Source organism: Saccharibacillus sacchari, assembly GCF_037722395.1.
Classification (GTDB): Bacteria; Bacillota; Bacilli; order Paenibacillales; family Paenibacillaceae; genus Saccharibacillus; species Saccharibacillus sacchari_A.
The window spans coordinates 62,529-82,507 of sequence record NZ_JBBKAR010000045.1; the positions used below are offsets into that span (position 1 = coordinate 62,529).

16 protein-coding genes are annotated in these 19,979 nt (G+C 55.4%); 8 read left to right on the top strand and 8 right to left on the bottom strand.

Going from position 1 to position 19,979, the window contains the following annotated elements:
• Positions 1–48: 48 nt before the first annotated feature.
• Both WKI47_RS17030 and WKI47_RS17035 read left to right on the top strand, forming a co-directional pair.
• Positions 49–1,680: a formate--tetrahydrofolate ligase gene (locus tag WKI47_RS17030; protein WP_340228360.1), complete on the top strand. Its 1,632-nt coding sequence runs from the start codon at positions 49–51 to the stop codon at positions 1,678–1,680.
• Positions 1,681–1,825: 145 nt separating this feature from the next.
• Complete coding sequence (locus tag WKI47_RS17035; protein ID WP_340228361.1) at positions 1,826–3,142, top strand: hypothetical protein; 1,317 nt, start codon at positions 1,826–1,828, stop codon at positions 3,140–3,142.
• A gap of 480 nt (positions 3,143–3,622) precedes the next feature.
• Here the strand turns inward: WKI47_RS17035 and WKI47_RS17040 are convergent, their stop codons facing one another.
• Positions 3,623–4,300 (bottom strand): NAD(P)H-dependent oxidoreductase, encoded by a 678-nt coding sequence (locus WKI47_RS17040; RefSeq protein ID WP_340228362.1) that lies wholly within the window; start codon positions 4,298–4,300, stop codon positions 3,623–3,625.
• 191 nt (positions 4,301–4,491) lie between these two features.
• Here WKI47_RS17040 and WKI47_RS17045 point away from each other — a divergent pair, with 191 nt between their 5' ends.
• Positions 4,492–4,842, top strand: coding sequence for a DUF898 family protein (locus WKI47_RS17045; protein ID WP_340228363.1), 351 nt, complete (start codon positions 4,492–4,494; stop codon positions 4,840–4,842).
• Between the two features lie 56 nt (positions 4,843–4,898).
• Here the strand turns inward: WKI47_RS17045 and WKI47_RS17050 are convergent, their stop codons facing one another.
• Positions 4,899–6,290 (bottom strand): DUF3999 family protein, encoded by a 1,392-nt coding sequence (locus WKI47_RS17050; RefSeq protein ID WP_340228364.1) that lies wholly within the window; start codon positions 6,288–6,290, stop codon positions 4,899–4,901.
• Positions 6,271–8,889 carry a DUF2339 domain-containing protein gene (locus WKI47_RS17055; RefSeq protein WP_340228365.1) on the bottom strand — a complete coding sequence of 873 codons (2,619 nt, stop codon included), beginning with the start codon at positions 8,887–8,889 and terminating at the stop codon, positions 6,271–6,273. The genes WKI47_RS17050 and WKI47_RS17055 overlap by 20 nt, the downstream gene beginning before the upstream one ends.
• 218 nt (positions 8,890–9,107) lie before the next feature.
• Between WKI47_RS17055 and WKI47_RS17060 the strand changes: the two genes are divergently transcribed.
• The 4 genes from WKI47_RS17060 (at position 9,108) to WKI47_RS17075 (ending at position 12,852) form a co-directional block, all read left to right on the top strand.
• Complete coding sequence (locus WKI47_RS17060; protein ID WP_340228366.1) at positions 9,108–10,328, top strand: MFS transporter; 1,221 nt, start codon at positions 9,108–9,110, stop codon at positions 10,326–10,328.
• Entirely contained in the window at positions 10,321–11,058 is a 738-nt protein-coding gene (locus tag WKI47_RS17065) for a TetR/AcrR family transcriptional regulator (RefSeq protein ID WP_340228367.1), read from the top strand. The genes WKI47_RS17060 and WKI47_RS17065 overlap by 8 nt, the downstream gene beginning before the upstream one ends.
• Positions 11,059–11,678: 620 nt before the next feature.
• A complete protein-coding gene (locus tag WKI47_RS17070; RefSeq protein WP_340228368.1) occupies positions 11,679–12,215 on the top strand; it encodes a DoxX family protein in 537 nt (178 codons plus the stop codon).
• Between the two features lie 97 nt (positions 12,216–12,312).
• Positions 12,313–12,852: a DoxX family protein gene (locus WKI47_RS17075; protein ID WP_340228369.1), complete on the top strand. Its 540-nt coding sequence runs from the start codon at positions 12,313–12,315 to the stop codon at positions 12,850–12,852.
• A gap of 109 nt (positions 12,853–12,961) precedes the next feature.
• Here the strand turns inward: WKI47_RS17075 and WKI47_RS17080 are convergent, their stop codons facing one another.
• The 3 genes from WKI47_RS17080 to WKI47_RS17090 all read right to left on the bottom strand — a co-directional run bounded on the left by WKI47_RS17080 (position 12,962) and on the right by WKI47_RS17090 (position 15,144).
• Positions 12,962–13,471 carry a hypothetical protein gene (locus WKI47_RS17080; RefSeq protein WP_340228370.1) on the bottom strand — a complete coding sequence of 170 codons (510 nt, stop codon included), beginning with the start codon at positions 13,469–13,471 and terminating at the stop codon, positions 12,962–12,964.
• Positions 13,472–13,588: 117 nt separating this feature from the next.
• Positions 13,589–14,635: a glycosyl hydrolase family 18 protein gene (locus tag WKI47_RS17085; protein WP_340228371.1), complete on the bottom strand. Its 1,047-nt coding sequence runs from the start codon at positions 14,633–14,635 to the stop codon at positions 13,589–13,591.
• Between the two features lie 137 nt (positions 14,636–14,772).
• Positions 14,773–15,144 (bottom strand): IDEAL domain-containing protein, encoded by a 372-nt coding sequence (locus WKI47_RS17090; protein ID WP_340228372.1) that lies wholly within the window; start codon positions 15,142–15,144, stop codon positions 14,773–14,775.
• A gap of 212 nt (positions 15,145–15,356) precedes the next feature.
• Here WKI47_RS17090 and WKI47_RS17095 point away from each other — a divergent pair, with 212 nt between their 5' ends.
• Positions 15,357–15,809 (top strand): Rrf2 family transcriptional regulator, encoded by a 453-nt coding sequence (locus tag WKI47_RS17095; RefSeq protein ID WP_340228373.1) that lies wholly within the window; start codon positions 15,357–15,359, stop codon positions 15,807–15,809.
• Positions 15,810–16,001: 192 nt separating this feature from the next.
• Here the strand turns inward: WKI47_RS17095 and WKI47_RS17100 are convergent, their stop codons facing one another.
• Positions 16,002–17,042 (bottom strand): ABC transporter substrate-binding protein, encoded by a 1,041-nt coding sequence (locus tag WKI47_RS17100; RefSeq protein ID WP_340228374.1) that lies wholly within the window; start codon positions 17,040–17,042, stop codon positions 16,002–16,004.
• Positions 17,043–17,253: 211 nt separating this feature from the next.
• Positions 17,254–19,908 (bottom strand): cation-translocating P-type ATPase, encoded by a 2,655-nt coding sequence (locus tag WKI47_RS17105; RefSeq protein ID WP_340228375.1) that lies wholly within the window; start codon positions 19,906–19,908, stop codon positions 17,254–17,256.
• Between the last annotated feature and the right edge of the window lie 71 nt (positions 19,909–19,979).

Sequence of the window (19,979 nt, forward strand, 5' to 3'; positions counted from 1 at the left end):
ATAATACCCCTGTTCGCATCATTCGAAAGCAGGAGGTACGTTTACGGCATGAAACCGATTGTAGAAGTGGCCGCGAAAGCAGGAATCGACGAAAAGCATTTGGAGCTCTACGGCAAGTACAAAGCGAAGTTGAATCCTTCGCTGACCGAAAAATGGAAAGACCGCCCGAGCGGCAAGTTGGTGCTGGTCACCGCCGTGAATCCGACGCCGGCCGGCGAAGGCAAGACGCTGACCACCATCGGGCTGACGCAGGCGCTTCAGGCACTGGACGTGAACGCGGTCGCCGCGCTGCGCGAGCCGTCGCTCGGACCGTGCTTCGGCATGAAAGGCGGCGCGACCGGCGGAGGCAAAGCGCAGATTGTGCCCGCCGAGGATATCAATCTGCATTTTACGGGCGATCTGCATGCGATCTCGTCTGCGCATAATCTGCAGTCCGCCCTGATCGACAACCATATCTACCAAGGCAATGCCCTCGGTCTCGATCCGAAGCGGATCGTCTGGAAACGCGCCGTCGACATGAACGACCGCGGCCTGCGCAGCATCGTGACCGGATTGGGCGCGGGCAACGGAATGCCGCAGGAAAGCGGATTCCTGATCACGTCCGCTTCGGAGGTCATGGCCGTGCTTTGCTTGAGCGAGAACGCAGCGGATCTAAAAAAGCGCTTGGGACGAATCGTAGTCGGTTATACGTTCGAAGGCGAAGCGGTTACGGCGGCTCTGCTGGACGCCGTGGAAGGCATGGCGATCTTGTTGAAGGATGCAATCAAGCCGAACCTTGTCCAGACGCTGGACGGAACGCCGGTGATCGTGCACGGCGGGCCGTTCGCCAATATCGCGCACGGATGCAGCAGCGTGATCGGAACCAAAACCGCGCTCAAGCTCGGCGATGTGGTGATCACCGAAGCGGGCTTCGGGGCGGAGTTGGGCGCGGAAAAGTTTTTCGATATCAAATGCCGTCAGGCCGGGTTGAAACCGGATGCCGCCGTATTGGTCGTGACCGCGAAAGCACTCAAATATAACGGCGGAGTCCCCGTCAAAGAGCTGGGCGAAAAGAATACGCGGGCTTTGACGGAGGGGCTGGGCAATCTGAAGCGGCATCTGCGCAACCTTCAAGCCTTCGGCATGCCGGTTCTGGTCGCGGTCAACCACTTTGCCGCCGATTACGAAAGCGAGCTGGACCTGATCTTCGACGCCTGCCGCGAGCTTGGCGTCGCGGCTGAGCTGTCCGACGTTTGGGCCGAAGGCGCTACCGGCGGCGCCGCGCTTGCCCGCAGCCTGATGCGGATCCTGGAGGAGCAACCTTCGCGGTATGAGCCTTTGTACGGAGCGTCATTGAGTCTCAAGGACAAAATCAAGACGGTTGTTACCCGACTGTATGGCGGAAGCGACGTAACCTATGCGCCCGCCGCTTCGAAAGCATTGGCCGACTTCGAACGGCGCGGCTTCGGCGATCTGCCCGTGTGCATGGCGAAAACACCTTATTCGTTCTCGGACCGGGCTTCCCTGCTCGGCGCCCCGGAAGGCTTTACCGTCAGCGTGTCGCGCGTGTCGCTATCCGCAGGCGCCGGATTCGTGGTCGTCGAAACGGGCAATATGATGACGATGCCCGGCTTGCCGAAAGTTCCGGCAGCTTCGAGAATGCGTTTGGAGACGGACGGGACGATCGAAGGGTTGTTGTAGCCGTTCACCTAACGTGCGCAAGGTTACAAAACCGCCATCCTCTTTAACCAAATAACGGTTGAACCGTCCGCTCCGAAGTCCGACAATGAAAAGGATGATTTTTCGAAAATGGTCTCAACCCATTTCGCAACAAGGAGCTGACGATATGAAAAAGCCGAACCGGAAACCGACTTTCTTTTTACTAAGCGCGGGCGTGATCGCGGCGGGAATAGTTACCGGAAACGGACTATCCGCGAACCAAACAGCGGAAGCCGCAACAGAAGCCGCAGTCGTAGGGCATGCTGCGGTCGACATCGCTGCGGTCAATGAGGAGCCGTCCGCGTCGGTCCTCGCCGATTCTTCCGCTCAAGCGAGCACAGCAGAAAATCCCGGCGCGGAAGCCGTGACGGAGGCTGCCGACACCACGCCCTTTATGCGCTTGCAGCAAATGAATTTTTTGAGCGCGACGACAGGTTGGATGGTTCGCGCAGGCAATGCGCAAACGCAAAAACAGCCGCTGAGTCTGCTTGTTACGCAAAACGGCAGCCGTTCCTGGACTGAGCATTCATTACCGGGCAAGTACGCGGCAGGACTAGGGTTGTCCGGCGCCGATACAGGTTGGGCCGTCGTTTACGACGGATCGAAACAAACGCAAGGAGTCGTCAGCTACGCCCGCGCCCGTGTGCTGCATACCGCAGACGGCGGCAAAAGCTGGCAAACGCAGTGGAGCGGCGCGGGCGATTTTACGGACTCTTTCCCGCCGCAAAACAATCTGGCGGTTACGGGAAGCGACAGCGCCTACGCGATCGTCGGCGACCGGCTCCTTTTCACTCGTGACGGACGTGTCTGGTCGACTGCCGTTTTCGGCCAAGCCGGATTCGTGCCGGAACACCTCTCTTTCTCCGACGCCAAGAACGGCTGGGTCGTCGGCACGATGCCCCCGTTTGTAGGAGCAGTCGATGCAAAGGCTGTTGTTGTGCTGCACACCGCAGATGGAGGTCGCACTTGGAAAAAACAATTTACAGCCGGACCGACCGACGAGGAAAACAGCGACAGTAGCACTCTTCGCAGCGCAGCTATCGACTTCGCCGACGCCCAAAACGGCTTTATGCTGACCGATGATATCAGCATGATGGCCGGCGATCTGTATCGAACGACCGACGGCGGAAAAAAGTGGACCAACGTGTACGCCAAGCTGCGCAGCCATCGCCCGACGCTGGTCGGACTTTCGTTTATCGACGGGCAAAAAGGGTGGATTTACGCTTCACCGGGAGCCGGTCCGATCGACGGCGGTCTGATGGTCACCCGCGACGGCGGCAATTCGTTCCGCTCCGATCCCGATGCGGGTTATGACTTGAGCGCAGCTCAATACTTCGCGAGCGGACAAGGTTACGCCACAGGCAGCACGGCATACGATCAGGATTATTTGTCCCGTACGCGCGATGGCGGCGATACGTGGACCGTCGTGTATCCGGCGAAGTAGGCGAATGCTTGAGCTGTGGATCGAGGTGAACATGAAGGAATACCGCTTGTATGTAATCAGGTAAAAACAAAGGAGGATGCCATGGTGCGGCATCCTCCTTTGTTCTGCACTGTCGCAAATGCTCCGTTCGCGCTAAGGCGCGGACAGTCCGATGCGTGGACCACGCAAACTACAAAATCAATTCGGCTCAGGCGTTTCCGTCCCGCTAACGGATCGCATGTCCGTTAAAAGCGTAAATCGGCCTTTTCCCAAACTCTAACGGATCGCATATCCTTTAGATGCTCAAACGCAGGCTTTTTCAGCCAAAAAACAAGAAAATCCTGCTCTAAGCGTCGTCTTGTTCCGTTAGATTTTTGCAAACCCCGGATTTACTTTCTAAGAGTCTCCTCGTTCCGTTAAACTCTGTCAGGGCGGATTACGGTTACACATAGCTTGCGGCGGATTGCCGGAAAACGGATGATTGTCGCCTAATATTGCGAATTATCGCCACTCTACCACTTCGTCTGTCCGCTGCCGCGTTTTCGGGGTCAACGAGTCGCCTGCGCGGTATCCGAAGGCTGCCATGCAAGCCAGACCGAAGCGGCTGTCGTCCATCAGACCTTCCTCCGCCAACACACGCTCCAGCTCATGCTTCACGAAGCCTTCCATCGGGCAGGAATCGATCTCAAGCATCGCGGCGGCTGTCATCATATTGCCGAGAGCCAGATACGTCTGGCGGCATGCCCATTCGAACATCGCACGCTCGTTGTCTTGCAGGGCAAAACCCGTACGCAAAAACGCGTCGTATGTGCCGCGCTTCATCTTCGCGATCTCTTCCGGCAGACGCTGAACATCGTTCAGCATATGCGAGATGTAATCGGAGTCCGCGACCATCTCGTGCGGCAAACGCGCCAAGACGAGAATCGCGTGACTGGCAGAAGCCAATTGACGACGCGCTCCCCCTGCATGGACAGCAATCTTGTCGCGCAGTTCGGGACTTTGCACCACGACGAACTTCCAAGGCTCAAAACCGTAGGAACTTGGCGACAGCCGGCCTGCTTCCAAAATAAAGTCGAAGTCTTCTTGCGTCACTTTGCGCTCCGGGTCGAAGTCTTTGACCGCATGGCGAAACTTATAGGCGTTTAACAGTTGCGTTTTGATTTGTTCGTTATTTTCCATATCGAAATCCTCCTTCGTCACATCCCCGTTTCTCTTTGTTATACTAACGCAGATTCCGAACGCGCTCCACCTTCGTACATCCGATTGACTTTTTTCAGCATTAAAATATTTTTCCATGAAAAGAGAAGAAGGAATTTATACCTAATCGAAGAATAATACATACAGACTATAAAAAGAAGGGTTGTAGGTCCATGAGCACAGCTTTCAATATCAACATCAACGGTTTGGAGTCACAAGAAGGCCGGTCTTATTTCGACGGCAATATTTTGCAGTACATGGGATGGAGCATTCTGGGGTGGCTGGTTACAGCATGCACGCTCGGCATTTGCTATCCGTTGGCAGTCGTGATGATTTACAAATGGAAAACTGAGCATACCGTTATTGGGGGACGCAGACTGTATTTCGACGGAACGGCGATTCAACTGTTTGGCACCTGGATCAAATGGTGGCTGCTGTGCGCCGTTACGCTCGGGATTTACTCGTTCTGGCTCGTAATCAAGCTTGAACAATGGAAAACCAAACATACGCATTTCGCTCGCTAACCTCAATAAAATGAAAAAGGAGATCCCGCAGAACTAAACTGCGGAATCTCCTTTTTTCACTTCTTCCTCAACTTCCTTCCCAAAAACACGATCAAAACCAACGCCACCGCGAGCAGAATCAAGTTGAACGTGATCTGAAGCGAAGCGTTTGCGCCGACTTTAGGACCGGACCCGTCATCCGCCCCCGAAGCTTCCTCGGCGGCCGGCGGCACGAACTGCGATGCGTTTTCCTTGCCGAGTGTCGCCTCGCCCGGACCGGATTGTTCGATCTCCGTGCGGAAAGCCGAGATATCGTACTGCGGCGTCTCCTGCGCTTGCGCGCCGTACACCAGACGGTAAGGACCGGTTCCCGTATCTTCGAATACGAGTCGGTCGACCCGGTAGCCGATCCGGATCGACTGGATATTCAATGCCGTGTTCCCCCCGTTGTCGATCACGACCATCGGCTTTTCGCTGCGGATCGGCTCCGCCAGCCGAATCTCCGTATCTTCGACGGTCGAGCCGGACAGTTCCAGTCGATTGAGTCGATCCGGGGACAGGACGCGGGTGTTGAGTCCGGTTCCTTTTGCCCGATCCACGTAGAACATCCGGCTGAACCCGCTCGACCCGTCTGATGCGGACGCATTCAGCTTGATCCGGTCGATCCGAAGTTTGTCCGCGTTGTATAGAACCACTTCCGACATGCGTCCCGACGGCTGAACGTTGAACGTGATTTCTTTGCTCTGACGGAAATCTTCCCCGCTCACCGCAGTACCGACGTCGATCAACGCCATGCCTTCAAGCTCGAACGGTTCCGGCCCACTCGGAACCTTCACCCGATAGTACCCGTATTTGGCCGGTTCGTTCAGCTCAATGACATTGCGGAACGCACCTTCGCCCGTCGAATACAACTCGCCTGTGGTTACGGCTTCCCAGCGCTGCCCGTCGTAACTGCCGTCCAAGCTAACCTTTTTGAGAAAAGAAGCCTGCGGTAACGAGAACGTTAACCGACTGCCGCGAATGTCTTCGTTATCCGCAGCCGGAACGACGCGAAAGTCGAACCGGATCTCTTTTTCCCCTTCTGCGCGGTCGATCAGCTCCAACGGGTATTCGCGATCCAGCCCCCTCTCGCCTTCCTCCCCGGAGTCCATATAGTACGGCATGAACTGCCCTGAAGAATTGATGATCCGTACATCGCCCAGGTCTTCCTCTGCTCGCCCGTAAACGTCAGGGTCCAAAAACAACGCCTGATACCGCGAGCCTTGCGTCACCTGAATTTCTTTGGCAAACGTCCAGACGCCGGAAGCTTCCGCGTCGTTTTCGGCGGGTCTGGCCTGCATCGTTCCCGGCAGCATAAGCACACCAGACAGCAACAAGATCGCGCTTGCCGCTGCCCATCCTTTTTTCACGCGCAGGCTTTCGAATTTTCCCGGACCGCCCCGGCTTCGATCAGTTCTCTCCTTCCGCATCGTCATGCTCCTTCCCTGCCGCCTCCTCTTCCAGACGGTTCGATACGCGCTGATACATATACGAGATGCCCAGCAAGATGAATCCGGCAACGAAAAACGCAATGATGCGGCTGCCCGTGCTGTTGAGTCCAAGATCGAAGACCAATAATTTGGCCGTACAGAATAGCGTAAGCGCCAGACCCATGCGCCGGATGTACACATAACGTCGGCGGAAGCCGTACACGATGCACGCCAGCGCCACCAGCAGATAAGCCAGACTGTAGACCATCCCCGCGTTTTCCACATGCAACTGAACGCCGAGCAACGCGCTAAGCATGATCAGACCATACACCGCGACCCCGACCGGGTACCATTCGCCGTTTTCCGGATAGCGCCGCACGGCATGCTGCAATCGGCGGCTGACGCTCCAGAAAATGACCACGTTTACCGCAAGCAGCACCAACAAGGCGATATAGTCGGCGGCTCCGTTCAGACTCCAATCCCGATACAGCACCGGAACGACCAGCATGAGTGCTATCCCGATAAAGCAACTTACGCCGTATTGAATCAGGGCATACGCTCTCGTGATCCGATCCTGAATCAACGGGAAACGGGAGATGCCCAGCGACAACAGAGCCGTGACGCCTGCCGCCAGCAGCGCTTTGTAGAACAGATAATGCGTGTCCGAGGACGAACGCAGCAGATCGTACAGGTAAAAGGCTTCGTACAACCCGTAGAACCACGTGTTCAGAATCGCCACATACCGGATGAATAGAAGCAGATGCCGTTCTTCGGACGAGTATTTCCCGCGCGGCTCCCCACTGCCGTCGGATACGGCGGACGCGCCGCCTTCTGCTTGGCCGTTTTTGCGCCATTCCCAGATATAGAACAAAGACAAGCCAAGCGTTCCGAGGGTAATCAGCGTGTATTTGATCATAAACGTGCCGGAATCTTCGTTCGCCATCAGACGGCTAAGACCGTGCTGCGGCAGATCGACCAGCACGAACGCCAGCATGCAGAGCAGCAAGACCGCCCAGCCCGCCCGCTCCAGCATTTTCGAACCGCTGCGGCTGCCGTAAATGCTCAGCACCAGCGCTTCCGCCAACCAGCCGAGCGCCGCCCATTCCCATTGAAGCTGGAACGGCACGATCAACACCGCAAAGATCAGCGCGGTAACGTAGAACAGCAGACGGGTATTCTTTTCCTCCGGCACGAACTTTTCGGCCAGCCGTCCAAGCCCTACGTACAGCAGCCCGAACAGCAAAGCGAGCAGTCCCCGGAACTCGATCGCGCCTGACGATTCGAGCAGCGCGTACATGACTCCGCAGCCGACGAGGGTGTTGACGCCGAGCAGCACGACATCCCATTCCGCCAATTTTTGCTTGAAACGCAGCGGGTAGATCAACGTCGAACCGAGATACATCAGGAACGTGAGGAACGCGTACCCGGCCCCGATCCAACGGCTGTCCGCCAACCAGACGAGCAGCAGCATGGCAGGAGTATTCAAAATAAAGCTGAGATAAGCGACCACCGTCCAGCGTTTGTGCAGCGACACCAGAAGCAGCAGCAGATTGAGCAGGAACATATAGACCATCGCCGCATAGACGGCAGGCCCGGCCAATCCTTCCGCCAATCCGTAGGACAGCAGGGGCAGATAACCGCCGACAAGCCCCAGCGCGCCAATCGTTTTCGAGTCGTAGCGCAAAGCGAGCAGCACGGTGGTCAACGTCACGAGCACGGACAGCCCCAACGCCGCGAACATGCCGATAATCCCGAGCAGGAAGTAACTGTAGAAGATCGACCCGTACAGCACCGCCGTCCCGCCTCCGAGCAGCCCGAGCGCGAACGTCCGGCGGTTTTTCCGATACAGAAATTCCCCGGCTCCGAGCAGAATCGCACCGAAAGCGAAGAAAGCGATGCCGCGCATGTAGTCGTTGAACCAGGTCGTGTAACTGTAGCGGAACGCCAAGCCTACCGCGATCAGAATCAGCAGAATCGCCAGCTTGTTGATCCAGTTCAAGCCGATCTTCATTTCGAGTCGGTTCTGCCGGATACGGCGCTGGATCGTCGCTTCGTCGACCCCTTCGTCCGTCATCCGGTTGTATTCGTCGTTCAGCGGTCCCAGCGTGCGCCGGTTCGCTTCTTCCTGCATTCTTCGCTGATGTTCCAGACTGCGCTCCAAATGGAGGGAAAGATCGTCCAGTCTGGCCTTAAACTCCTGCTGCTCGCCGTCGGTCAGCTTGCGCGAAGCCAGCATCATCTTATGTATCCGCTCGCGCGTGGTTTCTTCGAACTGCCGCAGACGGTTTTTGCGCAACGAATCTTCCCCGGCAAAGTACGTCTCCAGCTTGCGGTTCGACAAACGCAAAATATTCAACTTTTCATCCAAAATCTGTTCGCTGAGCGATACCCGCAGATCCGCGTTTTCTTTTTTCAACTTGGCGGATTCCTGTCGAAGCTCGTTCAGCTTGCGCCTGTCTTCCTCGGTTTCGCGGCGCAGCCTTTCGTTCTCGTGGATCAAATCGCTCGATTCATACTCCTTGAGCAGCTCCTGCGTTTCGCGAAGCAAATTCCGCTGGTTCTGTTCGATTGTAAGGAGCCGTGTTTTGAACTCGTTCATCCTGGCAGCCTCCCGCGTCTCTTTTTTCAAAAAGCTGGTTGATTCATTTACTATATATGGATTGCTGCGTGAATAGGTATACTTCCTGTTACCCTTTTTGTCATATTTTCCACTAAAAATCGGGAAATTGATGACATTTACTTCTTCGGGAAAAAGGAGTATGCTAATCAGGCTTATAAGAGTTACACACTGTAAACTATATAAAAGGAGCTTGTCCCATGTCTTTTTCCGACCTTTCGCCGCAACAATCAAACAAGGTCCGACTCCCGATGTTCGTGCTGATGCTCAACTTGTTCATCGCGCTGCTGGGGCAAGGGATGGTTATCCCGATTCTGCCCGATTACCTCAAGCAGTTCGGCGCCGCCGGAACGGCTGCCGGTTATCTCGTGGCGGCGTTCGGCGCCGCGCAATTTCTGTTCTCACCGATCGGCGGACAATTATCGGATCGCTTCGGCCGGAAAAAACTGATCATCGCCGGATTGTTCCTCACCGTTGTCTCCGACTATTTGTTCGCAGTCGGCCATACGCTGACCCTCCTCTATATCGCGCGCTTCATTGGAGGGATGGGGCTGGGCCTGATGGTTCCGTCCGTTATGGCCTACGTCGCCGACAGTACCACGACCGAGACCCGGGCCAAAGGCATGGGCTACCTCGGCGCGTCGATGAATCTGGGCATGGTGCTCGGTCCGGGCCTCGGCGGCCTGATCGCCGAGTTCGGCATCCGCATGCCCTACTACTGTGCCGCCGGACTCGGACTGCTGGCCACGCTGCTCTCGCTACTGTTACGCGAGACGCTGCCGCCGGAGCACAGGCAAGCCGCCGGACGCCGCAAACGCGAGCCTTTTACCCGTCAAATCACCGACTCGTTCCGCACGCCCTACTTCCGTTACCTGCTGCTGGTACTGGTCATGACGTTCGGGCTGGTCAACTACGAGACGGTCTACGCGCTGTTCGTCGAGCAAAAGTACGGCTTCGACGCCCGCAGCATCTCGATCGTGATTACGCTGGGCGCGGTCATCGGGATCGTCTGCCAAATGTGGCTGCTGGATCGGATGGTCCGTCGTTTCGGCGAAATGAAGCTGATCCGCATCTCCCTGGTCATGATCGCGATCGCTCTCATTCTGATGCTCGTCAAGTTCAACTTGATCTATCTGCTCGCGGTATCGGCCTTGTTTTTCGCGTTCAATTCGTTCCTGCGTCCGACGGCGGGTACCTTGATCGCCAACGCCGCCGGAGACCGTCAAGGATACGCCGCCGGGCTCAACACCACCTACACCAGCCTGGGCAGCATGATCGGTCCGCTGTTCGCCGGATGGCTGTTTGACGTTCAATTGAATTTGCCTTATATTTTGGGAGCTTTGATTCTGCTGGCCGCGCTTGCTTTGACGATGGGGCGCAGCATGAGGCCGGCGCAGGAACGGGAGATTGCCCATGAGTGAGACTTGGCACCAGCATCGCAAAAACCAAAATCACGAAGATCTGATCGACGCCGGACGGGAGCTTTTTTTGACGCATGGCTTTCCGGGCATCTCGGTCAAAGACGTCTGCGAACAGGCCGGCGTAAGCCGCGTGACGTACTATAAGCATTTCGAATCCATAGAAGACCTCGTTTTCGCCGTTCAAATGCGGGCGCTGGAGCATATGTCCGACTTCGTGCAAGCCGAGGACGCGACGCACGGTTCCCGGGGCGGCGGCGCGACGCGGCTTCGCCGCATGCTGGAAGCGTGGAGCACGTATGCCGCGGTAAACAAAGCCTATATGCGGTTTATTCTGCTGTTCGACCTGCACTACGACGCTTACCCGCCGGATCAGAAACTGCTGGATCGGTACGACGCGTTTATCCGATCGAAAAAAGAACATCACTTTCTGAACGATGCGCTGGAAGCGGGCATGCGCGACGGCTCGCTGCGTTCCGATCTGAACGTGTACGAGACGGGGGAGTTCGTGTTCACCGCCATGATGGGACTGCTGCAAAAGCTTAGTTTGACAGGCGGTGTCGCTCTTGCGGGTAGCGCGCAGGCGGAAGCCGGGGCTGGCGGGGGCGAGGTTGAAGCGGTGGCACCTGCGCGCGTCCCTGCATCTTCGGCGGTATTCGCGGACGCTCAGCGGTCGGGCATCTCGCGGCGCTTTATCGAGATGATTATCGGCTCGCTGCGTGTTACGGATTGAGAGAAAGCCGGATCGGATGCAGGAGTCAAAAAACGAAAAGCTGTACCTGAAGCCGTGACGCGGCACCGGGACAGCTTTTTTTCGTTTCACGCTTATCCGCCAAGATTTCGATCCGAAAAGCGTAAGCCAGGCAGAAAATTTTTACGAATAAGCGCGTTTATGCACTTAATTCGTTCAAAATAATCCATTTGAATAAAATAAATGCTTAAATACACTTATTCCCTTGTTTCAACGCCTATTTACCCCTTTTTTGTTCAAATAATTGCATATACGTACTTATTTTCGATTTGGCGAGGTTTCTTTAGAAAATAGTTGCACTTACGCATCTATTTTCGATCTGGCGAGGTGCCTTTGGCAAATGATCGCACTTACGTACTTGTGTTACAGCCGCTAACTCACAACGCTCGTCCCCACACTTTCCCATCCCTCAAAAAGCGGTTTATCACCCTTCCCCGATCGACCCGAAAAATTATTTTAAATTTTATCTATACTTTGTGATATAAATCACATTTAAAATTTTAGATTTAATTTATGATAAAGCCATGGAAGAGATCACTTACCAAAAACAAAAAGAGCCGCTGCAAAAAGCGACCAAATAAAACTCTAGGAGAGTGGCAAAAATGAACAACTGGCTGAGAACAAACAAAGTGGCAATGTGGTTACTGACTGCGCTTCGCATCTTTATCGGTCTTAAATGGATCGAAGGTGGCTGGGGCAAACTGACTGGCGGCGGCTTCGACGCTTCGGGCTTCCTGCAAGGCGCTCTCGCTCAAGCGAGCGGCGACCACCCGGCGGTACAGCCGATGTGGGCAAGCTTCCTCGAACACTTCGCCATCCCGAATGTCGGACTGTTCAACGTACTGGTTCCGATCGGCGAATTCGCTGTCGGCCTGGGACTGATCCTCGGTACTTTCACTACTTTCGCCGCTCTGATGGGCATGGTCATGAACTTCGCCTTCCTGTTCTCGGGAACCGTTAGCACCAACCCGTACCTGATCATCGCCGAAATCCTGATCGTGGTCGCTGCGCTCAACGCCGGCAAGATCGGTCTGGACCGTTGGGTTATCCCTTACCTCAGAGCGCATGTCTGGGGCCGCAAAAACAAAAACAACCAAACGCCGAGCGGAAACATCCCTACAAAAGCAAACGCGGCATAACGCAAACGTCAGCATATCCAATCAACAAGTGTTACCCATACAAAAAAACAAACCTACTGTAGCAATAACCCAAAAAACAATCAGGAGAGTGGAGAAAATGAACAACTGGCTGAGAACAAACAAAGTGGCAATGTGGTTACTGACCGCGCTTCGCATCTTTATCGGTCTCAAATGGATCGAAGGTGGCTGGGGCAAACTGACTGGCGGCGGCTTCGACGCTTCGGGCTTCCTGCAAGGCGCTCTCGCTCAAGCGAGCGGTGACCACCCGGCGGTACAGCCGATGTGGGCAAACTTCCTCGAACACTTCGCGATCCCGAATGTCGGACTGTTCAACGTACTGGTTCCGATCGGCGAATTCGCTGTCGGCCTGGGACTGATCCTCGGTACTTTCACTACTTTCGCCGCTCTGATGGGCATGGTCATGAACTTCGCCTTCCTGTTCTCGGGAACCGTCAGCACCAACCCGTACCTGATCATCGCCGAAATCCTGATCGTGGTCGCTGCGCTCAACGCCGGCAAGATCGGTCTGGACCGTTGGGTCATCCCTTACCTCAGAGCGCATGTCTGGGGCCGTAAAAATAAAACAGCAGACGCGATCGGCAATCCAACCCATAAAAACCAAGCCGGTGCCGCGTAACCTCCAAATAAGCCTTCAAGCCAAACGCCGCCTCCAGCATTCACATCGAATGCCGAGAGCGGCGTTTTTTATTCCTATAAAAAAACCAGGCAACCAAGCTTAATAATGTCTACTTCAAAAGAGTTTTCGAGACGGGTACGTCCACTCCGTGACTCCGCGCCAGATCGATCAAAGCGGAAGCTCCGAAACGAACCGCCATCAGCACCTCGTCGCGTTCTTCGGCAGAGCGATAGGCAGGCAAGTCGTCTTTCTCTTCATCCATAAAGGTCAGGGCGTCGCTACCGTAATACGGATGCCAGTCCGGATAGGGAGGAGCAGCCGCAAAAGCGTTCAGATTAGCGGGCGGGGCTTCGAACGTTTCTGACGGGATCGCGCCCAGAACCGAGACTGCCGGCGCAAGCGTCGACGCAGCGTCCGCTCCTTCTTCCGCGCATAGCATCAGCAGCTCCAGCAATTCCGCCGCCCGTTCCGGATCTCGCAGCGTAACCGGAGCGCCGTTGCCCGACACTTCGTCCCCGACCAGTTCGCTGAGCATCAGGCCCGCCCATTCCGCAACCTCCGTCGCTTCTTCCGGCAGCACCCGAATGCGGATCAGATCCTCGCTATTTGCCTTTTGCATGTTAACTCCTCCTTTTGGACCGACTCTGCCGATCACTCTTCTTGATTTCATTTTAAAAGATAAAATAAGAAGATAAAGAGAAGATAAACGAACGATTTTTTCGTATTTTAAGCCGTATTATTTCAAGCCTGCCTGTAGTGCCGTCCAGAAAGCCTGATCCTCCATGCCCAACGCGTAGACCGAAATACCGGCCAAACCGTATTTTCCGACCAAACGGGCTTTGAGCTTGATGCTGTACTCGTCCTCGTACCACAGCACATGCTTATCGCCGTTTTCAGCCGTGTAACGAAGCGTCATGGACTTGGATTTCGCGTCGCGCGTTCCGGTCTTATCCAGTCCCCGAATCAGCGTCCGCACGTTTTTCCAGGCCAGCATCGCTCCGCTTTCGTCGGACGGATCGGACAGGTTCCAGTCATTGCCGTATGCCGGAACGCCTGCGAGCAATTTGGACGGATCGACTTCCGAGACCGCGAACTTCAGCGAAGCGTCGATCCAGCTTAGCCCCGCGGCAGAACCGGGTTCGCCCCAGATGCCATGCTCGTCGTAGGTCATCACCTGCACCAGATCCCCGTAGCGTCCTATCGCTTCGTAGTCGAACGCGCCCGACCAACCGTTCTCGGGATCATCCTCGGTTTTCGCAGGAACGGATACCATCGTCTTTTTCCCAAGCTTGCGCATCTCTTTTGCCGTATCGCGCACAAATCGGCTTAAGGCCTCCCGATCCTCCGGCCGTACTTCCTCGAAGTCGATATTGATGCCGACATAATCATTCGCGCGCACCGTATCCAGCATATTGCGAATCAAACGGATTTTCGCGGCAGGCTCGTTCAGCACGCGGTGCGCGATTTCTCCGTCCCAGCCTTTTTCCCCGTAATTCGAAACGAGAGCGTAGGCGTCCATGCCGTAACGGTCTGCGGCATCCAGTGCTTTGTGCGGAGTAAAGCCTACCAGATTTCCTTGCCCATCGGTATTCAACGTATCGGTCGCCAGCATGTTAAAACGGTTCGGGTACAGCTTTAGCGAAGCGTCTGATTGATCCGTGTAATAACCCAGTACGATCGGACCGATCTTCGCGCTGTTCGAGCCGGCATGACCGAGAGGTTGGCCCTGGGCCAAGATTAGAGCCGCAGCCAGCAACCCGGTAGCGATTTTTCGAATGATCATGATGAGGCCTCCGTTTCCACGCTATCCTAAAATAACAAAAAAGCGGCTACCGCCCGAAGACGATCCCGCTTTATGCGTCTGACCTTAATCTATAAGTTTTAATCTGAATTCGCAACTGTAAAGAAATGCTCTCGATCTTAACGAACGTCCGGAGAACCCAAACGGTTGACCGGCTGATAGCCTTGTCCGTCGCTCCGTCTTCTCGCCCGCTTAGGACCGCTGCGCAGTTCGCCCGTCAGCTCCATAAACCAAGCCTCGTCGCGAATATGCAAAGCCAAGTCGATCAGGCTACGAATCTCCTGCTCGCTTTTACGCGGATTTTCCGACAACTTCTTCATCCCGCGATCCGACACGGCAATCTCTTTTCCCATCAAATCCCGGTTGTCGCTATGGGTGACTTGCAGCAAAGCCGTCTGGATCGGCGCGCTCGCGGCAATCAGATACCCGTGTACCAAAGCGCCGTCGTCGGTGTATGCCTGAACCCAATCTCCCGTCGTCCATTTACTCATTTTGATACACCTCTCTCTTCCACGTTTAAAAGTTTGTTGTTTGCCTGATCCGTCTAAAAGAATTATACTTGGGCTATAACTGTAATTATAAAACATACAGTTCTAAAGGTCAACAAAGCTACTTATCCGTCTTCTACGCTGTAAGGTCACTCGCCGCGTAAGGCCTTTTAGAACTTATCCTTATATTAAATCAAGTTGCGGAGGGATAAACAATGAATAGCGAATTTCCTACAGCCGTACATCTACTTGTCTACCTGGCCCACTCCCTCTACAAAACAGCCAACAGCGAAGAACTTGCCGAAAATATCGGAACTAATCCCGCACGCGTCCGCAAAGCAATGGGGTGCCTGCGCGAAAAAGGGTGGGTCGGCACGCGCGAAGGCGTCGGTGGCGGGTACTTCCTCAAAGTCGAGCCTGCCGCCATCCGTCTGGCCGATGTTTACCGGGCTGCGTGCTGCGGCGGGCTTCGTCCCAAAAAAGGTACGGGCAGCACCAGCAGCGATTGCAAAATCTCGTCCGGCATCTCAGGTGCAATGGATCACTACTTCGATGAAGCGGAACGCCGCTATCTGGATTACTTCGACGGCGTGACCGTGCAGGATGTGCTGAACCGGATCGTCAGCGACAAGGAAGGCGTCAATAGCCAACCTGAAATTCAGGCATGACCGGCTTCGTTTCGCGTACTCGTTAACTTTTACAAAAACGCCAAAAGGCCGTGTCTCAGGACGCGGCCTTTTGGCTGTTGGACGATCACTCGATCCTGGTATAGAGTTCTGGCGTTATGGGCGAATCCTTTTGAGGCGACTCGCGTTTTGGATTGTTATATGGAACTTTACTTTGCTGCGCCGATTTCTTGCTTACTGGGCGCCTACCACGCTGTTCAATACGTCGTCGATCATTTCTCCATTGGCTACAGCGCCTGTGTACAGCCAGCTTTTTTCGCCGGTAAACTCATACACTTGCCCCTCTTTGACTGCCGGAATGTTCTGCCAGACCGGATCGGCGAGGATTTGGTCTTTGGTTTTCTCGCTTCCGTTCACGAGGAAAATGTAATCCGCGTCCATATCAGCCAGCAGTTCCAACGACAGGCTGCTCCAGTTCGCTTCGCTTGCTTCGGAAGATTGCTTGACGACATCCGGTACCGTCATGCCCAAATCGTTGTAGATCACGTCGCCGCTCGACAGGTTTTGGTTCACGACATAGACGTCGCTACCGAGCACCCATAAGGCAGCCGCTTTCTTTGCACCGCCCGTTGCTTCGTCCAGCTTCGCTTTGGCATCTGCGGCTTTGGCTTCGTAGTCGTCCAGCACTTTTTGCGCTTCATCTTTTTTGCCAAGCACTTCGCCGACGGTCAGCAGTTCTTCCCTCCAGGAGTTGTTCTGCGCGTTACCCACGACATAAGTCGGTGCGATAGCCGAATACTGCTTGTACTTATCGCCTGCCACCATCTCCGCGCTGTCCATCAGAATCAGGTCCGGCGAATAGCTTGCAACCACTTCCAGCGGCAGATCGGACGGGATGCCCGGTACGCCAGACAGCGAATCTTGCAGATAGTCCTGGTAGGAGTTCCCTTTGATCATCCATTGTGCCACAGGCTTCACGCCGAGCGCCACCAGATTGTCTTCCAGATAGGAAGCGATGATCGCTTTGGGTTCGGCCGGAATCGTCACTTCGTTCCCCATGGAATCGGTCAGCACACGGTCTTCGGCCGGAGCGGTTGTTTCTTCGGTCGTTGTTTCCGTAGTCGGTTCGGTTGTCGTTGTTTCGGTTGCTGCCTGTTCGGTCGTCTCCGCAGGTGCCGCTGTCTCCGTCGTTGCGCCGTTCGAACATGCGCTAACCACCAGCGCAAGTCCACCGATTAGAGTAAAAGCCATGCGTTTAAACGTTTTCTGTTTCATGAATATGTAGCCCCCATTTATGGTCTTTTTACATTGATAATGATTCTCACATCCACCAATATAACCGTAATCGCTACGTTCCGCAACCTTTATACCGAAATAGCAGGCCAGAAAAAAAGAAACGTTGCGCTGCCGTGACTCCTTAATCCCGGAGCAGCTTGGTAGCGAAACGTTTCTTTTCAAAATCACTCAACTTCGGCTTCAACCATCCTTACGCCCGATTCCGACTACGCTCCACACGCACCCGAATCACCTTGATAATCTCCATCAAAATCACCGCGCCCAATGCCAGAGCCGAAGCGATCAGCCAGTCGTTCACCCCGAATTCGGCCGGGATCGAGAAGATATCGCGGACGCCCGGAAGCAGCGTTACCGCATAGAGCACGAAGCAGAACAGCACCGCGCCCAGCACGTATTTATTGGAAAAGAAACCGGCGCCGAATGCGGTCTGCGTCTGCGAACGAGCGGCAAACGTCTGAAGCGTACGAGCCAGGATCAGCGTGGTAAAGGCCATCGCTACGCTCAATTCCGGCGATTGCTGGAGACCGATATACTGCGACACGATAACCGCGGCACCGATCAGCACGCCGCGGATAATAACCGTCTGCAACGTGCCGCCCGCGAAGATGCCTTCCTTGATATCCCGCGGCTTGCGCTGCATAACGTCCGGTTCGGCTTTTTCCATACCCAACGCAATCGCCGGCAGCGAATCGTTAAGCAGGTTAATGAACAGCAGTTGCAGCGCCGTGAACGGGTTGATCCAGTCGAAGACCAGGGCGAACAGAATCGCGATGATCGCACCCAGATTGCCCGAGAATAGATAGGCGATCGACTTTTTGATGTTATCGAAAACGGTGCGGCCGACTTCGACTGCGCTGACGATCGAAACAAAGTTGTCGTCGGTCAGCACCATCGCCGCGGAGTTTTTGGCAACGTCCGTGCCGCTGCCCATCGCGACGCCGATATCCGCCTGTTTGAGCGCCGGAGCGTCGTTGACCCCGTCGCCGGTCATCGCGGTGATACGGCCTTTTTTCTGCCAAGCGCGGACGATCCGGATTTTGTTCTCCGGCGATACCCGCGCGTAGACGGCGATATGCTCCAGACGGTTGTCCAGCTCGCTATCCGACAAGGCATCCAGCTCGCGCCCTGTCAGCGCTTCGTCGCCTTCCGTCATCAAACCGATATCGCGGCCAATCGCCTGCGCGGTCGTCTTATGGTCGCCCGTGATCATAACCGGACGGATACCCGCGCTGATCGCTTCTTTGATCGCGCCGTAAACCGCGTCGCGCGGCGGGTCGATCATCGCGGTCAGGCCGACGAAGACCAGCTCGTTCTCGTCGCTCTCGTCCACGGACACGCCGTCTGCGATCTCTTTGTAACCGAACGCCAGTACACGCAGGGCACGGTCGGAGAAATCTTCGTTTTTGGCTTGAATCTTGCGCAGCCATTCATCGGTGAACTTCTCTTCCCGCTCGCCGATCCGAATCTGCGCGCAACGGTCGAGCAGCACATCGGGTCCGCCTTTGACCAGAAGCAACCGGCGTCCGTCGATGGTATGTACCGTCGACATCAGCTTACGGTCGGAGTCGAACGGAATCTCGCCCTCGCGACCGAACTCGCTGCGGACTTCTTCATGGTCACGGTTCTTTTTCGAACTATAGGCCAGCAAAGCCGTTTCCGTCGGATCACCGATCTCTTGCCCGTCTTCGTTGATCCGGGAATCGTTACACAGCACGGCAATGCGCATCAACCACTGTTCGGAATCCGTCCATTGGCCGGGATCGTCAGGGATTTGTTCTTCCCGTCCTTCCGGTACGTAGTCGTCGACGACCGTCATCTTGTTCTGCGTCAGCGTACCCGTCTTGTCGGTACAAATGACGCTGGTCGAACCCAATGTCTCGACCGCAGGCAACCGCCGAATGATCGCATGCCGCTTCGCCATCTTGTTCGTTCCGACCGCCAACACGATGGTTACGATCGAGGACAAAGCCTCGGGAATCGCAGCGACCGCAACGGCTACCGCGAACATGAACGAATTCAGAATCGCGCCCGTCATATCATTCGTATCGCCCGAGAACCATTCGCGGCCCGCTTCGACGCCGAAGATCACGATACACAGAATCAGAATGAACACGCCCAGCTTTTTGCTGAAGCTCTCCAGCTTGCGCTGGAGCGGCGTCTGCTTGGCTTCCGCGCTTTCGAGCAACCCGGCAATCTTGCCGATCTCGGAGTTGGCTCCGGTTCCGGTAATGACCATCGTGGCGCGCCCGTAGACTACCAGCGCGCCGCTGAATGCCATATTGCGCCGGTCGCCGACCCCGGATTCTTCGTCGATAATGTCCGAATGCTTTTCCGCCGGTTCCGACTCGCCCGTCAACATGCCTTCATCCGTTTTGAGCGAGCTGCTTTCCAACAACCGGCCGTCGGCAGGCACATAATCCCCGGCTTCAAGCAATACGATATCGCCGGGCACGACTTCCCTCGCTTCCACCGTCTGCACTTGTCCGCCGCGCTTGACCTTCGCGGACGGCGCCGACATCTGCTTCAGCGCATCCAGCGAATTCTCGGCTTTCTTGGTCTGCACGACGCCGATGATCGAGTTCATGACCAATACCGCGAAGATGATGACCGATTCGATAATCTCGCCCAGCGCCAACTGTACGATCGCTGCGGCCAAAAGCACGATGACCATCGGATCTTTGAACGATTCCAGAATCAGCTTCCAGACCGGGTCTTTTTCCCGTTCCTTCAGTTCATTGTAACCGTGCTCCTCCAGCCGCCTGCTCGCTTCCGCCGAATCCAACCCTTCCGGGCGGGACTTGAGTTCCTTCAGCGCCTCTTCGCCACTTTTACGGTAAAACTCCACGCAATCCCTCCTAAATGATTCATACGGTCCGGCTTCTCGATTGCAATCAAAACCGTTTGGCAGGCCGGCCG

Bases quoted from the DNA above. Each gene is read 5' to 3' on its own strand.
- WKI47_RS17065 (WP_340228367.1), top strand. From the start codon at position 10,321: ATGAGTGAGACTTGGCACCAGCATCGCAAAAACCAAAATCACGAAGAT.
- WKI47_RS17090 (WP_340228372.1), bottom strand. From the start codon at position 15,144: ATGAGTAAATGGACGACGGGAGATTGGGTTCAGGCATACACCGACGAC.
- WKI47_RS17070 (WP_340228368.1), top strand. From the start codon at position 11,679: ATGAACAACTGGCTGAGAACAAACAAAGTGGCAATGTGGTTACTGACT.
- WKI47_RS17030 (WP_340228360.1), top strand. From the start codon at position 49: ATGAAACCGATTGTAGAAGTGGCCGCGAAAGCAGGAATCGACGAAAAG.
- WKI47_RS17055 (WP_340228365.1), bottom strand. From the start codon at position 8,889: ATGAACGAGTTCAAAACACGGCTCCTTACAATCGAACAGAACCAGCGG.
- WKI47_RS17045 (WP_340228363.1), top strand. From the start codon at position 4,492: ATGAGCACAGCTTTCAATATCAACATCAACGGTTTGGAGTCACAAGAA.
- WKI47_RS17095 (WP_340228373.1), top strand. From the start codon at position 15,357: ATGAATAGCGAATTTCCTACAGCCGTACATCTACTTGTCTACCTGGCC.
- WKI47_RS17075 (WP_340228369.1), top strand. From the start codon at position 12,313: ATGAACAACTGGCTGAGAACAAACAAAGTGGCAATGTGGTTACTGACC.
- WKI47_RS17060 (WP_340228366.1), top strand. From the start codon at position 9,108: ATGTCTTTTTCCGACCTTTCGCCGCAACAATCAAACAAGGTCCGACTC.
- WKI47_RS17050 (WP_340228364.1), bottom strand. From the start codon at position 6,290: ATGCGGAAGGAGAGAACTGATCGAAGCCGGGGCGGTCCGGGAAAATTC.
- WKI47_RS17085 (WP_340228371.1), bottom strand. From the start codon at position 14,635: ATGATCATTCGAAAAATCGCTACCGGGTTGCTGGCTGCGGCTCTAATC.
- WKI47_RS17040 (WP_340228362.1), bottom strand. From the start codon at position 4,300: ATGGAAAATAACGAACAAATCAAAACGCAACTGTTAAACGCCTATAAG.
- WKI47_RS17035 (WP_340228361.1), top strand. From the start codon at position 1,826: ATGAAAAAGCCGAACCGGAAACCGACTTTCTTTTTACTAAGCGCGGGC.
- WKI47_RS17100 (WP_340228374.1), bottom strand. From the start codon at position 17,042: ATGAAACAGAAAACGTTTAAACGCATGGCTTTTACTCTAATCGGTGGA.
- WKI47_RS17080 (WP_340228370.1), bottom strand. From the start codon at position 13,471: ATGCAAAAGGCAAATAGCGAGGATCTGATCCGCATTCGGGTGCTGCCG.